The 13,760-nt window shown below is 54.7% G+C and carries 14 protein-coding genes and 2 tRNA genes; 10 read left to right on the top strand and 6 right to left on the bottom strand.

The genetic code is table 11. The features are described 5' to 3' along the window. The first annotated feature begins 59 nt into the window (after window positions 1-59). Both CU041_RS11625 and CU041_RS11630 read left to right on the top strand, forming a co-directional pair. A complete protein-coding gene (locus tag CU041_RS11625) occupies window positions 60-989 on the top strand; it encodes a diguanylate cyclase (protein ID WP_068517010.1) in 930 nt (309 codons plus the stop codon). A gap of 355 nt (window positions 990-1,344) precedes the next feature. Next, a complete protein-coding gene (locus CU041_RS11630) occupies window positions 1,345-1,884 on the top strand; it encodes a hypothetical protein (RefSeq protein WP_228194426.1) in 540 nt (179 codons plus the stop codon). Between the two features lie 433 nt (window positions 1,885-2,317). Here CU041_RS11630 and CU041_RS11635 read toward each other — a convergent pair whose 3' ends face one another. Together CU041_RS11635 and CU041_RS11640 are read right to left on the bottom strand one after the other, a co-directional pair. Next, the gene (locus tag CU041_RS11635; protein WP_101247080.1) at window positions 2,318-2,719 is read right to left on the bottom strand and encodes a DUF4169 family protein; all 402 of its coding nucleotides are present in this window, start codon (window positions 2,717-2,719) and stop codon (window positions 2,318-2,320) included. A gap of 132 nt (window positions 2,720-2,851) precedes the next feature. Continuing rightward, window positions 2,852-3,970 carry a hypothetical protein gene (locus CU041_RS11640; RefSeq protein WP_068516916.1) on the bottom strand — a complete coding sequence of 373 codons (1,119 nt, stop codon included), beginning with the start codon at window positions 3,968-3,970 and terminating at the stop codon, window positions 2,852-2,854. A gap of 336 nt (window positions 3,971-4,306) precedes the next feature. Between CU041_RS11640 and CU041_RS11645 the strand changes: the two genes are divergently transcribed. Both CU041_RS11645 and CU041_RS11650 read left to right on the top strand, forming a co-directional pair. Next, window positions 4,307-4,383: transfer RNA gene (locus CU041_RS11645), tRNA-Arg, on the top strand. A 56-nt stretch (window positions 4,384-4,439) separates the two neighbouring features. Then, a tRNA-Arg gene (locus CU041_RS11650) sits at window positions 4,440-4,516 on the top strand. A gap of 182 nt (window positions 4,517-4,698) precedes the next feature. Here the strand turns inward: CU041_RS11650 and CU041_RS11655 are convergent. Next, entirely contained in the window at window positions 4,699-5,187 is a 489-nt protein-coding gene (locus CU041_RS11655) for a fasciclin domain-containing protein (RefSeq protein ID WP_068516917.1), read from the bottom strand. Between the two features lie 267 nt (window positions 5,188-5,454). On the opposite strand from CU041_RS11655, the gene CU041_RS11660 reads away from it, so the two are divergent. Next, window positions 5,455-5,976, top strand: coding sequence for a glycine cleavage system protein R (locus tag CU041_RS11660; RefSeq protein WP_068516918.1), 522 nt, complete (start codon window positions 5,455-5,457; stop codon window positions 5,974-5,976). 54 nt (window positions 5,977-6,030) lie between these two features. Here CU041_RS11660 and CU041_RS11665 read toward each other — a convergent pair whose 3' ends face one another. Then, window positions 6,031-7,191: a GGDEF domain-containing protein gene (locus CU041_RS11665; protein ID WP_101247081.1), complete on the bottom strand. Its 1,161-nt coding sequence runs from the start codon at window positions 7,189-7,191 to the stop codon at window positions 6,031-6,033. Window positions 7,192-7,568: 377 nt separating this feature from the next. Here CU041_RS11665 and CU041_RS11670 point away from each other — a divergent pair, with 377 nt between their 5' ends. Next, window positions 7,569-8,555, top strand: coding sequence for an HpcH/HpaI aldolase/citrate lyase family protein (locus CU041_RS11670; RefSeq protein ID WP_101247082.1), 987 nt, complete (start codon window positions 7,569-7,571; stop codon window positions 8,553-8,555). 87 nt (window positions 8,556-8,642) lie between these two features. Here CU041_RS11670 and CU041_RS11675 read toward each other — a convergent pair whose 3' ends face one another. Next, entirely contained in the window at window positions 8,643-9,665 is a 1,023-nt protein-coding gene (locus tag CU041_RS11675) for a zinc-binding alcohol dehydrogenase family protein (RefSeq protein WP_101247083.1), read from the bottom strand. 178 nt (window positions 9,666-9,843) lie between these two features. On the opposite strand from CU041_RS11675, the gene CU041_RS11680 reads away from it, so the two are divergent. After that, a complete protein-coding gene (locus CU041_RS11680; protein ID WP_101247084.1) occupies window positions 9,844-10,212 on the top strand; it encodes a winged helix-turn-helix transcriptional regulator in 369 nt (122 codons plus the stop codon). On the opposite strand, the gene CU041_RS11685 is transcribed toward CU041_RS11680, so the two are convergent. Continuing rightward, window positions 10,209-10,700 carry a GNAT family N-acetyltransferase gene (locus CU041_RS11685; RefSeq protein ID WP_101247085.1) on the bottom strand — a complete coding sequence of 164 codons (492 nt, stop codon included), beginning with the start codon at window positions 10,698-10,700 and terminating at the stop codon, window positions 10,209-10,211. The two genes, CU041_RS11680 and CU041_RS11685, sit on opposite strands and share 4 nt — an antisense overlap. A gap of 148 nt (window positions 10,701-10,848) precedes the next feature. Here CU041_RS11685 and CU041_RS11690 point away from each other — a divergent pair, with 148 nt between their 5' ends. From CU041_RS11690 to CU041_RS11700, 3 genes are all read left to right on the top strand, one after another. After that, window positions 10,849-11,805, top strand: coding sequence for an acetyl-CoA carboxylase carboxyltransferase subunit alpha (locus tag CU041_RS11690; RefSeq protein ID WP_101247336.1), 957 nt, complete (start codon window positions 10,849-10,851; stop codon window positions 11,803-11,805). A gap of 159 nt (window positions 11,806-11,964) precedes the next feature. Further along, the gene (locus CU041_RS11695) at window positions 11,965-12,798 is read left to right on the top strand and encodes an ion transporter (RefSeq protein ID WP_101247086.1); all 834 of its coding nucleotides are present in this window, start codon (window positions 11,965-11,967) and stop codon (window positions 12,796-12,798) included. 117 nt (window positions 12,799-12,915) lie between these two features. Next, on the top strand, window positions 12,916-13,695 hold the full coding sequence (locus CU041_RS11700; protein ID WP_068516925.1) for an MBL fold metallo-hydrolase: 780 nt from the start codon (window positions 12,916-12,918) through the stop codon (window positions 13,693-13,695). Window positions 13,696-13,760: the final 65 nt, after the last annotated feature.

Below are 13,760 nucleotides of genomic sequence, written 5' to 3' on the forward strand. Positions count from 1 at the left end.
CGTCGCAACCAGCATCGAATGCCACCCGATCGGCGAAAGGCAACAGCAAGGGCCACAAAATGCCCGAAAGCGTTGCCGAGGGCGGCATGGCCGATGCTGAACGCGACATCCTGGCCGAGCTCGAAAAGGCACTTGGCGAACATATCGCACTGATATTGCGCTGGAATCGGAAGCTGATGTTTCCCGATTCTCCGCATCCGTCCGAAATGGACGATGACGAACATGACTGCGATTTTGGCGCCTGGTACGAACTTAACCGCAATAACCGCCTGATTGATCAACCCGCCATGCATGCGCTGGCAGCCACTCATCAACAATTGCACGATTCGGCCAAACGACTTTTAAGTGCGCGCGCTGTTGATGGCGAAATCGATTCGGCCGAATTCGATATGATGGCCCTGCGCGCCGAATCGTTTTTTGCCCAGTTGCGTCGTCTTGAACGCGCATTTCGCACGGCGCGCTCCGATGTTGATCCGCTGACCGGGACCTATAACCGTCAAACCATGATGGGGGATCTGAATTCCGAACGCGAACGTGCGATTCGAACCCAGGTCCCGACCGCCATCGCCCTTGTTGACCTTGATCACTTCAAATCGGTTAACGATACCTATGGCCATCAGGCCGGCGATCTGGTGCTGCAATCGGTTGCCGGCATCCTGCAATCCCATGTCCGCCCGTTCGACAAGGTTTACCGATATGGCGGCGAGGAATTCCTGATCTGTCTGCCCAATGCAGACATGAAACAATGTGCGCGCGTGCTGGAACGTCTGCGCCGGGTAATCGAAGCATCCCCGGTAACGATATCCGATAGCACCACCCTTCCGGTCACTGCCTCCATCGGGGCGGCCCCGATGACCAAAAGCCGCACAATCGAACAAATCATCGAAAAGGCCGACAGGGCCCTTTATGCCGCGAAGGAAGGCGGTCGCAACCGAGTGCGGGTCTGGCGCAGCCCCGACACAAAACCGGCCCCAAAACCGTCTAAATAGCGCGCAAGACGCATTCCCGATCCCTAAACAGTGACCAAGTGGATGCGATTTGCGCATACCGGCGTGTTTTCATGACGTCATGATCGGGTTTGCATCGGATTTATAGGGTGATCATGGCCTTTTGCCGGTCTGCCGATTTTCACGGAAAAACAGATACCTGGTGCGGTGGTGCGATGCATTTCACACACAGGAATAAAAAATTCTTTCGGTCTGCAATCTTGTCTTCACAAGTTGGAAACATATCTGCAAACTATAATAATAAAAGGCAGCATGGCTTCGGCCCCGACGCCGAGGAGAGAGAGAAAAGCTGCCAGATTGGGAGGGAATTCGGTTCTATCTGAACGGAGGCCCCTGAATGTCCAGTTCTATGGATTTTGCACCTGGCGATCCCGCGCTGATGCTCACGGTGTTGCGCAGTGCCGAAGCAAATCTTGACCGCAACATGCTGTTGCGGCGCGTTTTATCCCTTTTCTGCACAGACGATGATGGCAATCAGGTTGCCATTGAAGATGGTCCGGATTTGCAACGGCGCATCGACACCGCCATTGCCAATCTGCAAATGGCCGGGCTTATTCGTGTGACCACCGGTGACGAACTTTCGATCACATCTCTTGGAACAGCCATGATGATGGCCTATCCGCTGGGTATTGATGATGGCGTGCTGTGTTCGCTGCCGGCATTTCGCAACCGGGTCTATGAAACCAATGCCCCTGTGGTGCATGAACGTCATCTGCCCAATTCGGCATATGGTTCCGGCTTTTCCGCCGGGCTTGATGCACATCGCCTGACGGAAAATCCCTATCCGTCAGATTCGCGCGATCATGAAGACTGGCTTATGGGTTGGGACGAGGCACTTGATCAAAGCAAACGCGAAGCCGAAACGCTTCTGAACTGATTTCCGGTTCATCCGGAATATCCGCCCAAAAGACCTGTGACCGGCACCGGATCAAACGTGTTTTTTTTGGTGCTGTGATTTGAATTCCCGGCATATCGCCGGTGCTGCCGTGCTCATCCGATGTAACGGCCCGAATTTGCCCGCGTGTTTTGCAGTGATGGCATCAGCCCCCTGACACTGCATTTCCGACCCGGGTGACGGCATTCTGCCCCCTGCTTCCCAGTTCAATGTCCCTATTCAATGTCCACTCTCAACGACAATGGCGCCTTTAACCGGTCAAAAGCGCGCCAGTGATGCCTTGGACGTCCAACATCGCTTCCACCACCCAGCAGGCAGAAACGGCTTCTGACGGGCCTCACCAAGCACGGCGGGGCAACCGCATCACACGAACGCGACGACAGGATGGGAAAATTATCTATGACAGGAAGACTGATCAGGCCGGATCATTCCCCGGTTTGCCGTGACCGAAAATCGATACGACATTATCCCGCGCGGTTTCGTCTGATCGGCTTTTTGTCAGCGCGGCCTCGGACGGCTGCGGGCTTTGATCGGCATCATGGTCTTTGACAACCGTATCCTGGGCATCAGTCGCATCGGCATTATCCGGTTCATCGGACACTTTGGGCCTATTGGGCGCATTGGACGGATTGGAGGCATCGGGATCGTCACGGCGATGACCATCAAGATGCTTGCCCGCCGATTGTTTGCGGGCGTCATTCAGATCGCGTTCATGCCGGGTGCGCCCGTGGAGAACCCGGTTCTCGTCGGCTTTTTTGGCCTTTTCATTGCGCTGCTTACGTTTGCGCACCTGACGCAAATTGACGAGATCACCCATCACACTTCTTCTTTGGAACATTATCAAACCGACAGGGGATCTGTCGGGTCATGTTATCCAAAACAAACGGGTGCTTCGATTTCCCGAAGCACCCGCCATAGCCGTTCTTAAAATCCGTATGCCCAGCCGGACTTAGCGCACGAAGACATGCACCTCGTTGGCCGAAACAGATGCGCTGGTGGCATCCGATGCGCGCACGCGCGAACTCGGCATGCCCATATCGGTGAGCGAGCGAAGAACCGCCTGCGCATTGCGTTTGGATTTGTTGGAATTCAACGCAACCTGCGCCGGGGTACCACGATTCGGGGTCACGGCAACCACGTCAAAGCTTGCCTGCGGGCGGCGTTCCAGAACACGGTTTACCGCGTTATAAAGCGCCTGCTCGTATTTCACGTTGGCATTGTCAAACCGGATGACCACCAGCGGACGGTCGCTGGTTGCGGCCATGCGCGGGCTGCTCGATGCCGGTGCGGCCTGTGACTGGAAGACACGCTTGGAAAGCGAATCCCCGAAGATTTCACCGTTTTTGACGGCCAGTGCCAGGGCATTCAGGTTCGCACGTTCGGTGCTGACATAGGATGTCTGACGCGACAGGCTTTCGCTGATTTCATTGAGAAGACGGTCAATCAGCACCGTGGTGCGGTTGGTTTCGTCTTCAAGCAGTGCGAGCTGACGGTGATCTTCGTCAACAGCACCCGATACCTGATAAGCCGAACGCACCGACTCAAGCAGGAAGGTCGAAAGCGTGCTGTCGGCGGCAACCTTGTTTGCCAGCGAATTCAGCGCGGCGATATCGTCATTCACACGATCCAGTTCGGACTGCGCGGTGTTCCACTGCTGCACCAGAACCGGGTTACCCGGGGTGGTACCAACCTGCAGACGCGCGCTGATTGCCGCCACAGTGCCGTGATAGGCCTGCGAGTGCGAAACAGTCTGTGCCCGAAGCTGTTGCAATTCGTTGTTGTGTTCATTCAGAGCCGCCTTCAGGCGGTTGAGTTCCTGCTGCATGTTCTCGACTTTGGAACCGACAAAGGTCCCGGTCTGAGAAACACCGGTCAGCGGCTGCGTGCTTGCAGCAACATCGTAACTGGTGGTGGCATTGGCACCAACCGGCTCGGATGCGACCACATTGTTCTGGGTCGTATCTTCTTCACCAGCAAGTGTCGGCCAAAGGGCCTCAGAAGAAAAAGAACATCCCCCCAGCATAAGGGCGGTGCCGATTACGGCAAGGTAGGTTTTACGAACGGCCATTTCGATCTATTACCTAAGTAGAAATATGCGAATCTCCCTGGGCTTGCCTTTTTATGTGGTGAAACAAGCCCCTGCTCCCCCGGGATTGAAAGCATCTTAGTCCACGACCACTTATGGAACAAGACGCATTTGCCCCTTTTTTGCCGAGTCTTGTCCATAAGTCCGACAAACCGGACAAAGCCGGGCAAAACAAGTGCGTAGCAGTCCTGTAAACGGTGGCTTGTGAAAAAATACCTTTTTTTGAAATTTACTGCTTGCAATGCCCTGCTCGTTTGCATAAGTTCCGCTCCGCCGACGGGGAGCACACCCAAGCAAACCGCCGGAAATTAAGGCAATGCGCCCGTAGCTCAGCTGGATAGAGCATCTGACTACGAATCAGAAGGCCGGAGGTTCGAATCCTTCCGGGCGCGCCAGTGAAAGGCTCGACGTTACCGCGTCGAGCCTTTACCATTTACATAAGCTTTAAAAAGCGCCCGTAGCTCAGCTGGATAGAGCATCTGACTACGAATCAGAAGGCCGGAGGTTCGAATCCTTCCGGGCGCGCCAGTCAAAGGCCCGACGTTACCCGTCGGGCCTTTGTGCTTTTTGGGCCTTTGTTGTTTTTGCACTTTGCCACTGCCCTTCGATCACAATCCCCAAAAGAAAACAGCCCGCCGCAATTGCGCGACGGGCTGCACGGATGCCAATTCTGGCTAATTGCCATTCCGGCCAATCATAATTCCGGCAAATTACATCGATGGCATGATCACGCTGTCGATCACGTGAATGACACCGTTATCGGCTTCGATATCGGCCGTTACGACCGATGCGTCATCGACCATGACGCCACTGGTCGCGTTCACATCAATGGTGTCGCCCTGCACACTGGCAACCGCCATTTCCTTGCCGGCGATGTCACCCGACATCACCTTGCCCGGCACCACGTGATAGGTCAGGATCGCAACAAGTTTGTCCTTGTTTTCGGGCTTCAGCAGATCTTCGACCGTGCCTGCCGGCAATTTCGCAAAGGCATCATCAGTCGGGGCAAATACAGTAAACGGTCCGTCACCCTTAAGGGTGTCGACCAGCCCTGCTGCCTGTACAGCAGCAACCAGCGTTTTGAACGAACCGGCCGAAACGGCGGTATCGACGATGTCGGCAGCCTTGGCCGATGCCGCGCCAAGCAAAAGGCCCGCAGCGGCGCTAACAGCAATAAGCGAAGTTCTGAAAGCAGTCATGTTTCAATCTCCTTGGAACGTGATTACGGAATTTCGCATTCCGCATTTCGCTGTCAGAGATCGCTTACGCTCACGGTTTGACGGTTGGTTCAATCATATAAATGTGAACCCGGATGCCTCATCGGATGTCTGATCCCGCGCGTATTGACCTTATTTTTCTTTGTTTCGGACAATCGACAAAAGACCGTGCGAAGCGCATATAGCTATTGATAGGATGGCAATTCAAAACAAAGCCTTAGGGAACTTCCACAATACGGAGCGCGACAGATGAACGCCAACGCACGCATTATGATTTCTTGCGATGACCGCGTCGGTCTTATTTCGGACATTACCGGACGCCTGTTTGACATTGGAGCGAACCTTGGCACGACATCCTTCACCATGAAGGACGCAAAAGCGATCTTTGAAACCGATTGCGAACTGCCTGAAAGCTGTTCCATTGCCGAATGCAAATCCGCTGTCAGCGAACTTCCGATGACCAATGCGGACATTGTTGTTGAACAGATCGCGGCTGCACCGGAACTGACCACCGCCCCCGGCGCGACCCACTTGATCGAATGTTCCGGCATTGATCAGCCGGGTCTGATCGCCCGACTGTCGGAAATTTTCATCGAATATAATGCCAATATTGTTCGCATGGCGGCATCAGCAACCGATGAAAAGGATGCGCGCATCTATACCACCCGTTTTGCGGTCGAAATCCCGGCTGAACGTGCGGCAAACTGCCTGGCGACCCTTGCCAATACGGCGGGGTCCATGCGGCTTGTGTTCAAATTTGATGAGCTTTGAGCAGCAAGGCAGCCAAGCCTGACGCCGTCCCGAACCGATAGTTTTGTTGCCTGATCAGGCAACAACGCGGTTACGGCCGGCCTGCTTGGCTTCATAAAGTTTCTGATCGGCGCGCTTCAAAACGCCCCAGGGATCGGTCGCATCATCGTCGCGTTCGCAAACCCCGACCGAAATCGTCACGGAAACGGTTTTGTTCTTTTCAGGGACAGCAATTTTATTTTCAGCAATCCGCTTGCGCAGCGCTTCGAGCGGCTCTGTAGCCTTTTGTGCGGTCCGGCCGGCAAACAGTACGGTGAATTCTTCGCCGCCATATCGGAACGCCTTGCCGCCCCCGCCAACACGTGACAATTCACGCGCCACCTTTTTCAGAACAATGTCACCAACATCATGCCCATAGGTGTCGTTGAATTTCTTGAAGTGATCAACGTCAAGCATCGCAACCGTATATTGATTGCCAAGTTCGGCCATGGCATGGCCAAGCGCGCGCCGCCCGGGCAGCCCCGTCAGATCATCAACAAATGCCATGCGCCAGGCTTCCTGGGCCAGCCCCGCCAACACCACCCCGGTGGCGGCAAGATATCCATACTGGATGATGCCCGCCCCCATGACAGTTGCGACATCAATGGCAATGATCGCGGCTGCAAAACTGGTTTCAAGCGGCTTGTGACGGATCAGCAACAACACCACCGCCACAAACGAGATAATCATGGCCGGGTGAGGCATTGCGTCAAGGAAACCGGCACTGACGAAAAACCGGGTATCAAGCAGATGATACAGTGCCGAGCCGACATCGGGCTGCCCGGCAAGCATCAGCATGACAAAAATCTGCAATCCCAGAACCAGCATCCGGGCGATGCCGCGCGGGTTCAAAACACCACGTTCCGCGGTAAAGCCAAGGATCAGCAGATTGATCGGGATCAGATACAGCGTCGCAATGCGTAAAAAGGCCAGCCCGTCAGGCGAAAACCCCGCCCCGTTTCCGACCAGAAGCCAATAACAGATCAGCAGCAATAGCATCACAAACACCGCGCGCCCGCGGTTGAACCACCACGCGATCGCACCGCCCAGAACCGCCAGCAAAAACGGACCATACCGGACAAGCCCGGCCAGTTCGTTCGGTACAAGGTTTGGCGAAACCGCCAGAACCAGACATGCCCCCATGATCAGGACAGGTGCCATACCGGCGGAAACAATGATGGAATAAGCGCGACGCATGGGTCGATTTTTACTACCTGCTGATGTGACCATCGGGAATGGCTGCAGTACGCCGCCCCCGGATATCGGCGGTAATCTAGCGGCTGAGCTGTTAAGGGGCTATTGCTTTATCGGGCTTATCTCCACTTTTTCTTATTAAACACCCGTCTGCATCGAAAGCACAATGGAACGCACGCTTTTTAAGCTTGCCAGCCTTCGCATATGCACCATAAATTGAGATCAGGACTACCGCGACGCACAATGATCGCGGACCACATAACTGTCACGGCGGCCACGGTACGATCCCGAAAACGGGACGCAAAACACGCCAGCGACATTCACGGGATTGCTTGCCCGTGATGTCCACTTGAAATGACAGGTTCTGGAGAGACGTTATCATGAGCTTCACCACACCGACCCCGGCGCCAGCACGCCTGAACAGATCGGAACTTGCCGTCCCCGGCAGCCGGATCGAGCTGTTTGAAAAGGCCGCCAAATCCAAAGCCGATGCCATTTTCCTTGATCTGGAAGACGCGGTAGCGCCCAGCGACAAGGAACAGGCCCGCAAAAACATTATCGCGGCAATCAACGACATTGACTGGGGTGACAAGGTTCTGTCGGTCCGGATCAACGGTCTTGATACACATTATATGTATCGCGATGTTGTTGATGTTCTTGAACAGGCCGGCGACCGGCTTGACCTGATCATGATCCCCAAGGTCGGGACCGCGTCCGACGTCTATGCCCTTGATATGCTGACAACCCAGATCGAAACGGCCAAAGGCCGCAAAAAACGGATCGGGTTTGAACTGATCATTGAAACCGCCCTTGGCATGCAGAACATTCACGAAATTGCCGCGGCCTCCCCGCGCAATGAAAGCCTGCATTTCGGTGTTGCCGATTACGCGGCCTCGACCAAGGCAATGACGACCGGCATTGGTGGCCCGAACCCGCATTATGGCGTTCTGACCGACAAGGATGGCGACAATCCGCGCGACTATCACTGGGGCGATATGTGGCATTATGCCATTGCACGCATGGTGGTGGCCGCACGCGCCAATGGTCTGCGCCCGATTGATGGGCCGTTTGGTGACTTTTCCGATCCCGATGGCTATCGCGCCCAAGGGGCGCGCGCCATGGTGCTGGGCTGCGAAGGCAAATGGGCCATCCATCCAAGCCAGATCGGCCTTGCCAATGACGTCTATTCACCGTCCGAGGCCGAAGTGACCAAAGCCAAACGCATCCTCGAAGCCATGGCAAAAGCCCAGGCCGAAGGTGCCGGCGCTGTCGCCCTTGATGGCCGCTTGATCGATATTGCATCGATCAAACAGGCCGAAGTCATGGTTAAACAGGCCGAAGCCATTGCCGCGCGTGATGCGGGCTAATCCAAAAGCCCGGCGACGTTAAAACAGCAAAAGGGGCGCAAATCACTGCGCCCCTTTTGGCTGTAAAACGCGAATTTTCAGGCGTTCCTAGTCCGGGATCGCATCAAAGGTGATCTTGCCAATCGCCTTGCCGCTTTCAAGAAGCGCATGGGCCTTTTGCAGGCTTTCCGGTGTCAGCGGGCCAAAGCTTTCATTTGCGGTATTGGCAATCACACCGTCATCGACCAGCTGTGCGACAGTTGCCAGCAATTTATGCTGTTCAATCATGTCATCGGTCTGGAACATCGAGCGGGTGAACATGAATTCATAAGAGAAGCTGGCAGACTTTGCTTTCAGAAGGTCGACATTATGATTTTGCGTCGCTTCGGTGATGGTCACGATCCGGCCCTGTGGCGCGATCATGGTTGCCATCACATCGAAATACTGATCCGTTTCCGACGTGCAGAAGATGTAATCGACATTCGACATGCCAAGGACGGCCAATTCTTCATCAAGCGGATTGCGATGATTGATGACGTTGTCCGCGCCGAGTTTTGTGACCCAGGCAACGGTTTCGGGGCGCGATGCGGTCGTGATCACCTTCAAACCGGCAAGTTTTGCCAACTGGATCGCGATCGAGCCGACACCGCCTGCACCGCCAATGATCAGGATGGTTTTTGCGCCATTCGTTGCCACCGCATCGCGATCAATCAGCAAACGGTCAAACATCGCTTCCCACGCGGTGATGGTGGTCAATGGCAAGGCCGCGGCCGCTGCGAAATCAAGTGATTTCGGTTTTGGGGCGACGATGCGTTCGTCCACCAGTTGCAACTGGGCATTCGATCCGGACCGGGTGACATCGCCCGCATACCAGACTTCATCGCCCGGACGGAACAGGGTCACATCTTCGCCGACCGCTTCGACAATACCGGCCGCGTCCCAACCCAAAATCCTGAACGCGCCGTCATCCTGTTTGCCTTTGCGAACTTTGAAATCAACCGGGTTAACCGCAACACCCTTGACCCGCACAAGAATGTCATGACCGGTCGCTAACGGTTCTTCGGTCTCAATCCGGGTGAACAGCCCGTCGGTATCGACCGGGGCGGATTTGTAAACGCCAATGGCTTTCATCGTATGTCGTCCTTTTCTTCAAAGGTTTGATTTGTGAATGCCAAAGAGTTAGCGCATAATGACCAAAGTGATAAGTACGCACAATTTTTGCATATAGTGACAATTTGTATACTATTGCGGATTTATGCGGTTTTCGCCAACAGTGCGCGCACTATTTCGCCCATGAAGGAGTTTCACGATGACCATCTGTCCGCCAAATCGCAGTCCCGGTTGCCCGGTCGAAGGCGCACTTGATGTCATTGGGGGCAAATGGAAAGGTGTGGTGATGTTCCATCTGCTTGATGGAACAAAACGGTTCAACGAATTGCGCCGCATGATGCCCGGCGTGACCCAGCGCATGCTGACCCGCCAACTCCGCGAGTTGGAGGCCGACGGCCTTGTCCATCGCGAAGTCTATGCCGAAGTTCCCCCGCGGGTCGAATACAGCCTGACGGCCAAGGGCGAAACATTGCGCGACATTATCCTGGCCCTCAAGGCATGGGGTGAAACCCATGTGCCCTATTATGCAGTGTCAAAACACGGAATTCCGGAAACACAGACCGCCTAGACCGAAAGACGCCGGGCCATTTTCCAGAATGTCGGGCGATCATATCCGTCGTGAATGCCCTCGCCCGCAATGTCAAATCCGCGGGCGCGAAAGAACGCGATATTGTCGCGCAGTTCCACACGAACATGCAGGCGCATCATCTCCTTGCCGTTCTTTGCCGCGAACGCACAGGCCGCCTCGACCAGTGCACGGCCGATACCCCCGCCCTTGCTCGCGGGGTCCACTGACAATTTATATAGGTACGCATCCTTGCCGATATCTTCGATCCAGACCTGTCCGACAACGGTGCCGTTTTGATCATGGGCCAGAATCAGGGTATCGCGGGCAAATCGCCACTGAAGTTCGGACACATTCACCGACTTTGCCGAGCTTGGCGGATCGACGATGCCATCCTGAAAGGCGAATGCCGCCAGAAGAATTTCCACAAGCCGATCAAACGGAACTTTTTCAGGTACTTGTGCGACTGTGATCTGGATACTGGACGTCATGGCAACCCGCGTGCAAAATGTCACTGGATGAAGTGCGAACCTTACGCCATAAACGGAAAATATGGATAGCTTATCGGTCAACTCTTGACGTAGCGGGTTGATCAACTATGTTCCGCCCCATTGTTTCCCAGTCGGATATGATGCCCTGATGCATAACTTCCTCGATTTTGAAAAACCGATCGCCGAACTTGAAGGCAAGATCGAAGAGCTCCGTCACCTGACGGGCAATGACGAAGTCAACATCGCAGACGAGGTTGCGCGCCTGCAGGACAAGCTGACCAAGTTGCTGCAAAGCACCTATGGCAAGCTGACCCCGTGGCAGAAGACGCAGGTCGCCCGCCACCCGGATCGTCCGCACTTTGCCGACTATATCGCAAACCTGTTTGACGATTTTACCCCGCTTGCCGGCGACCGCCAGTTTGGCGAAGACGCTGCAATCATCGGCGGTTTTGGTCGTCTTCAGGGCCGCACCGTAATGGTGATCGGCCATGAAAAAGGCCGTGATACCGAAACCCGTGTGAAACACAATTTCGGTTCGGCCCGTCCGGAAGGGTACCGCAAGGCCATCCGTCTGATGCGTATGGCTGAACGTTTCAACATTCCGGTTGTGACCCTGGTTGATACGGCCGGCGCCTTCCCGGGTGCCGATGCCGAAGCACGCGGCCAGTCCGAAGCCATCGCGCGTTCGATCGAAGCCTGCCTTGATATCAAGGTTCCGCTGGTATCGGTCATCATCGGCGAAGGCGGTTCTGGTGGTGCGATTGCGCTTGCGGTTGCCAACACGGTGCTGATGCTTGAAAACTCGATCTATTCGGTGATTTCGCCAGAAGGCTGCGCCTCCATTCTGTGGCGTTCGGGCGACGAAGCCAAAACCGCCGCCGAAGCCCTTCGCCTTACCGCGCAGGATCTTCATCAGCTTGGCGTGATCGACGATATCGTGCCCGAGCCGCTTGGCGGCGCACAGCGCAACGCCAAGGAAGCCTGCAAACGTGTGGGTGACGCCATCATCAAGGCCCTTGAAAGCATGGATGATGTCGAAGGTGGTGTTCTCAAGGCACGCCGTCGCGACAAGTTCCTTGAAATGGGCCGCAAAGGCCTGAACTGATTTTAAATTCAGGGCGCGATACTCGTGGTTTGACGTGTCGCGCCCTGTTTTGCTGATCTCCGGCGCAATGTGTCCGTCGGTTACATCCCGGCAAGAACAGGCGCCCATTTTCTCCCCTTTTCGGTGTCATCATACTCATCGAACGGAGCCTAGACCTGAATGGACGCTCTTCGCCGGATCGTAGAATCCAGTCGCTTTAAAAATTTCATCACCATCGTCATTGCTGTGAATGCCGTGATTCTGGGGTTTGAAACCTCTGAAACGGTCATGGCAAAGGCCGGAACGGTTTTACATGTTCTCGACCAGATTGCCGTTGCGATCTTTGTCGTCGAACTGCTGATGAAACTTGCCGTTTATCGGCTGGCCTTTTTCAAGCGCGCCTGGAACGTCTTTGACTTCACCATTGTCGCGATCACACTGCTTCCGGCCGGACAGGGCATTTCAGTATTGCGGGCATTGCGAATCCTGCGTGCGTTCCGCCTGATTTCGACCGTGCCCTCGATGCGCAAGGTGGTCGAAGCCCTGATGCGTGCTATTCCGGGCATGGTGTCGGTACTGACATTGCTGTCGCTTGTTTTCTATGTTTCTGCGGTCATGGCAACCAAACTGTTCGGTCAGGGTTTCCCCGACTGGTTTGGCACAATCGGAGCGTCGCTTTATTCGCTGTTCCAGATCATGACGCTCGAAAGCTGGTCGATGGGGATCGTCCGTCCGGTCATGGAGTCTTACCCGCTGGCGTGGCTGTTTTTCGTTCCTTTCATCCTTGTCACGACATTTGCGGTGCTCAACCTGTTCATCGCAATTGTGGTTGATGCAATGTCGACCCATGTCGATGTCGAAGAAAACAAAACCCGCGACGAGATCGAATTTGATCATCAGGAAATCATGCAGGAACTCCGCGCGTTACGTCAGGAAATGAGCAAACTTTCCGCCGCCCAATCAGCGGCAAACACCGGCCCGAATTCCAATCAAAACAGATCATCCAACACCTAAAAGACAGGTGGTCAGAGCACCATCGACAAGAAAAATTCAAGCTTTGCTCATAAAAGGGGGTGGTTAAACGCCCCGAACCTCGTCTAATCTTTCGACAAAATATCGGGAGAACGGGGAATGAAGCTTACGTTTGCGGGGACGGGCTCAGCCTTTTGCATGGCAGCCGACAATTTTCAGAGCAACATGGTTCTGGAAACGACCCCGTCGGGTAACGCACAACCGCATCGCCTGTTGATTGACTGTGGTTCAGATGCGCGCCATTCGCTGCGCAACCTTGGCTACATGCCCAACGACTTTGATGCGGTCTATATCAGCCATCTGCATTCGGACCATATTGGTGGTCTGGAATGGATGGCACTTGCCAACTATTTTGTGTTTGACGGGCATCGCGCCACGCTGTTTGCGGTTCAGGAACTGCTGGAACCATTGTGGGAACATTCCCTGCGGGGCGGTCTTGAAACCAGCGACCATGGCAACAGCCAGCTGTCATCCTATTTCGATGTTGCCCCGCTCAGCATCAAGGACGGCTTTGACTGGCAGGGACTGCATCTGGATGTCATCCCCGCACCGCATATCGTGACCAATGAAACCACCATGTATTCCTATGCCCTGTTCGGGCACGGAAAAAAGCAGTCCTTTTTCCTGACGACAGATGCGATTTTCAATCCCGACGACCATATGTCGCTGTATCAAAAAGCAGATATCATTTTTCAGGATTGTGAACTTGGCCCCAGACATTCCGGCGTCCATGCCCATTACAAAGAACTGGTCACGTTGCCCGACGCGGTAAAGGCCAAGATGTGGCTTTACCACTATCAGGCCTATGACAAACCCGATGCGATTGCAGACGGATTTTGCGGTTTTATCGAGCCAGGACAAAGTTTCGATCTTGGCTGATCGGTATCCTTGCGCATAATCTGCACTGCACCCAATAAAAACGAGCGACAGGAACAAAAAGTTCC

It is taken from the genome of Thalassospira povalilytica (assembly GCF_002844235.1).
Classification (GTDB): Bacteria; Pseudomonadota; Alphaproteobacteria; order Rhodospirillales; family Thalassospiraceae; genus Thalassospira; species Thalassospira povalilytica.

What these genes read in the sequence shown, in the direction of transcription:
- CU041_RS11670 (WP_101247082.1), top strand. Translation starts at nt 7,569, where the DNA reads ATGAGCTTCACCACACCGACCCCGGCGCCAGCACGCCTGAACAGATCG.
- CU041_RS11675 (WP_101247083.1), bottom strand. Translation starts at nt 9,665, where the DNA reads ATGAAAGCCATTGGCGTTTACAAATCCGCCCCGGTCGATACCGACGGG.
- CU041_RS11635 (WP_101247080.1), bottom strand. Translation starts at nt 2,719, where the DNA reads ATGGGTGATCTCGTCAATTTGCGTCAGGTGCGCAAACGTAAGCAGCGC.
- CU041_RS11655 (WP_068516917.1), bottom strand. Translation starts at nt 5,187, where the DNA reads ATGACTGCTTTCAGAACTTCGCTTATTGCTGTTAGCGCCGCTGCGGGC.
- CU041_RS11665 (WP_101247081.1), bottom strand. Translation starts at nt 7,191, where the DNA reads ATGCGTCGCGCTTATTCCATCATTGTTTCCGCCGGTATGGCACCTGTC.
- CU041_RS11630 (WP_228194426.1), top strand. Translation starts at nt 1,345, where the DNA reads ATGTCCAGTTCTATGGATTTTGCACCTGGCGATCCCGCGCTGATGCTC.
- CU041_RS11690 (WP_101247336.1), top strand. Translation starts at nt 10,849, where the DNA reads ATGCATAACTTCCTCGATTTTGAAAAACCGATCGCCGAACTTGAAGGC.
- CU041_RS11695 (WP_101247086.1), top strand. Translation starts at nt 11,965, where the DNA reads ATGGACGCTCTTCGCCGGATCGTAGAATCCAGTCGCTTTAAAAATTTC.
- CU041_RS11685 (WP_101247085.1), bottom strand. Translation starts at nt 10,700, where the DNA reads ATGACGTCCAGTATCCAGATCACAGTCGCACAAGTACCTGAAAAAGTT.
- CU041_RS11640 (WP_068516916.1), bottom strand. Translation starts at nt 3,970, where the DNA reads ATGGCCGTTCGTAAAACCTACCTTGCCGTAATCGGCACCGCCCTTATG.
- CU041_RS11660 (WP_068516918.1), top strand. Translation starts at nt 5,455, where the DNA reads ATGAACGCCAACGCACGCATTATGATTTCTTGCGATGACCGCGTCGGT.
- CU041_RS11625 (WP_068517010.1), top strand. Translation starts at nt 60, where the DNA reads ATGCCCGAAAGCGTTGCCGAGGGCGGCATGGCCGATGCTGAACGCGAC.
- CU041_RS11700 (WP_068516925.1), top strand. Translation starts at nt 12,916, where the DNA reads ATGAAGCTTACGTTTGCGGGGACGGGCTCAGCCTTTTGCATGGCAGCC.
- CU041_RS11680 (WP_101247084.1), top strand. Translation starts at nt 9,844, where the DNA reads ATGACCATCTGTCCGCCAAATCGCAGTCCCGGTTGCCCGGTCGAAGGC.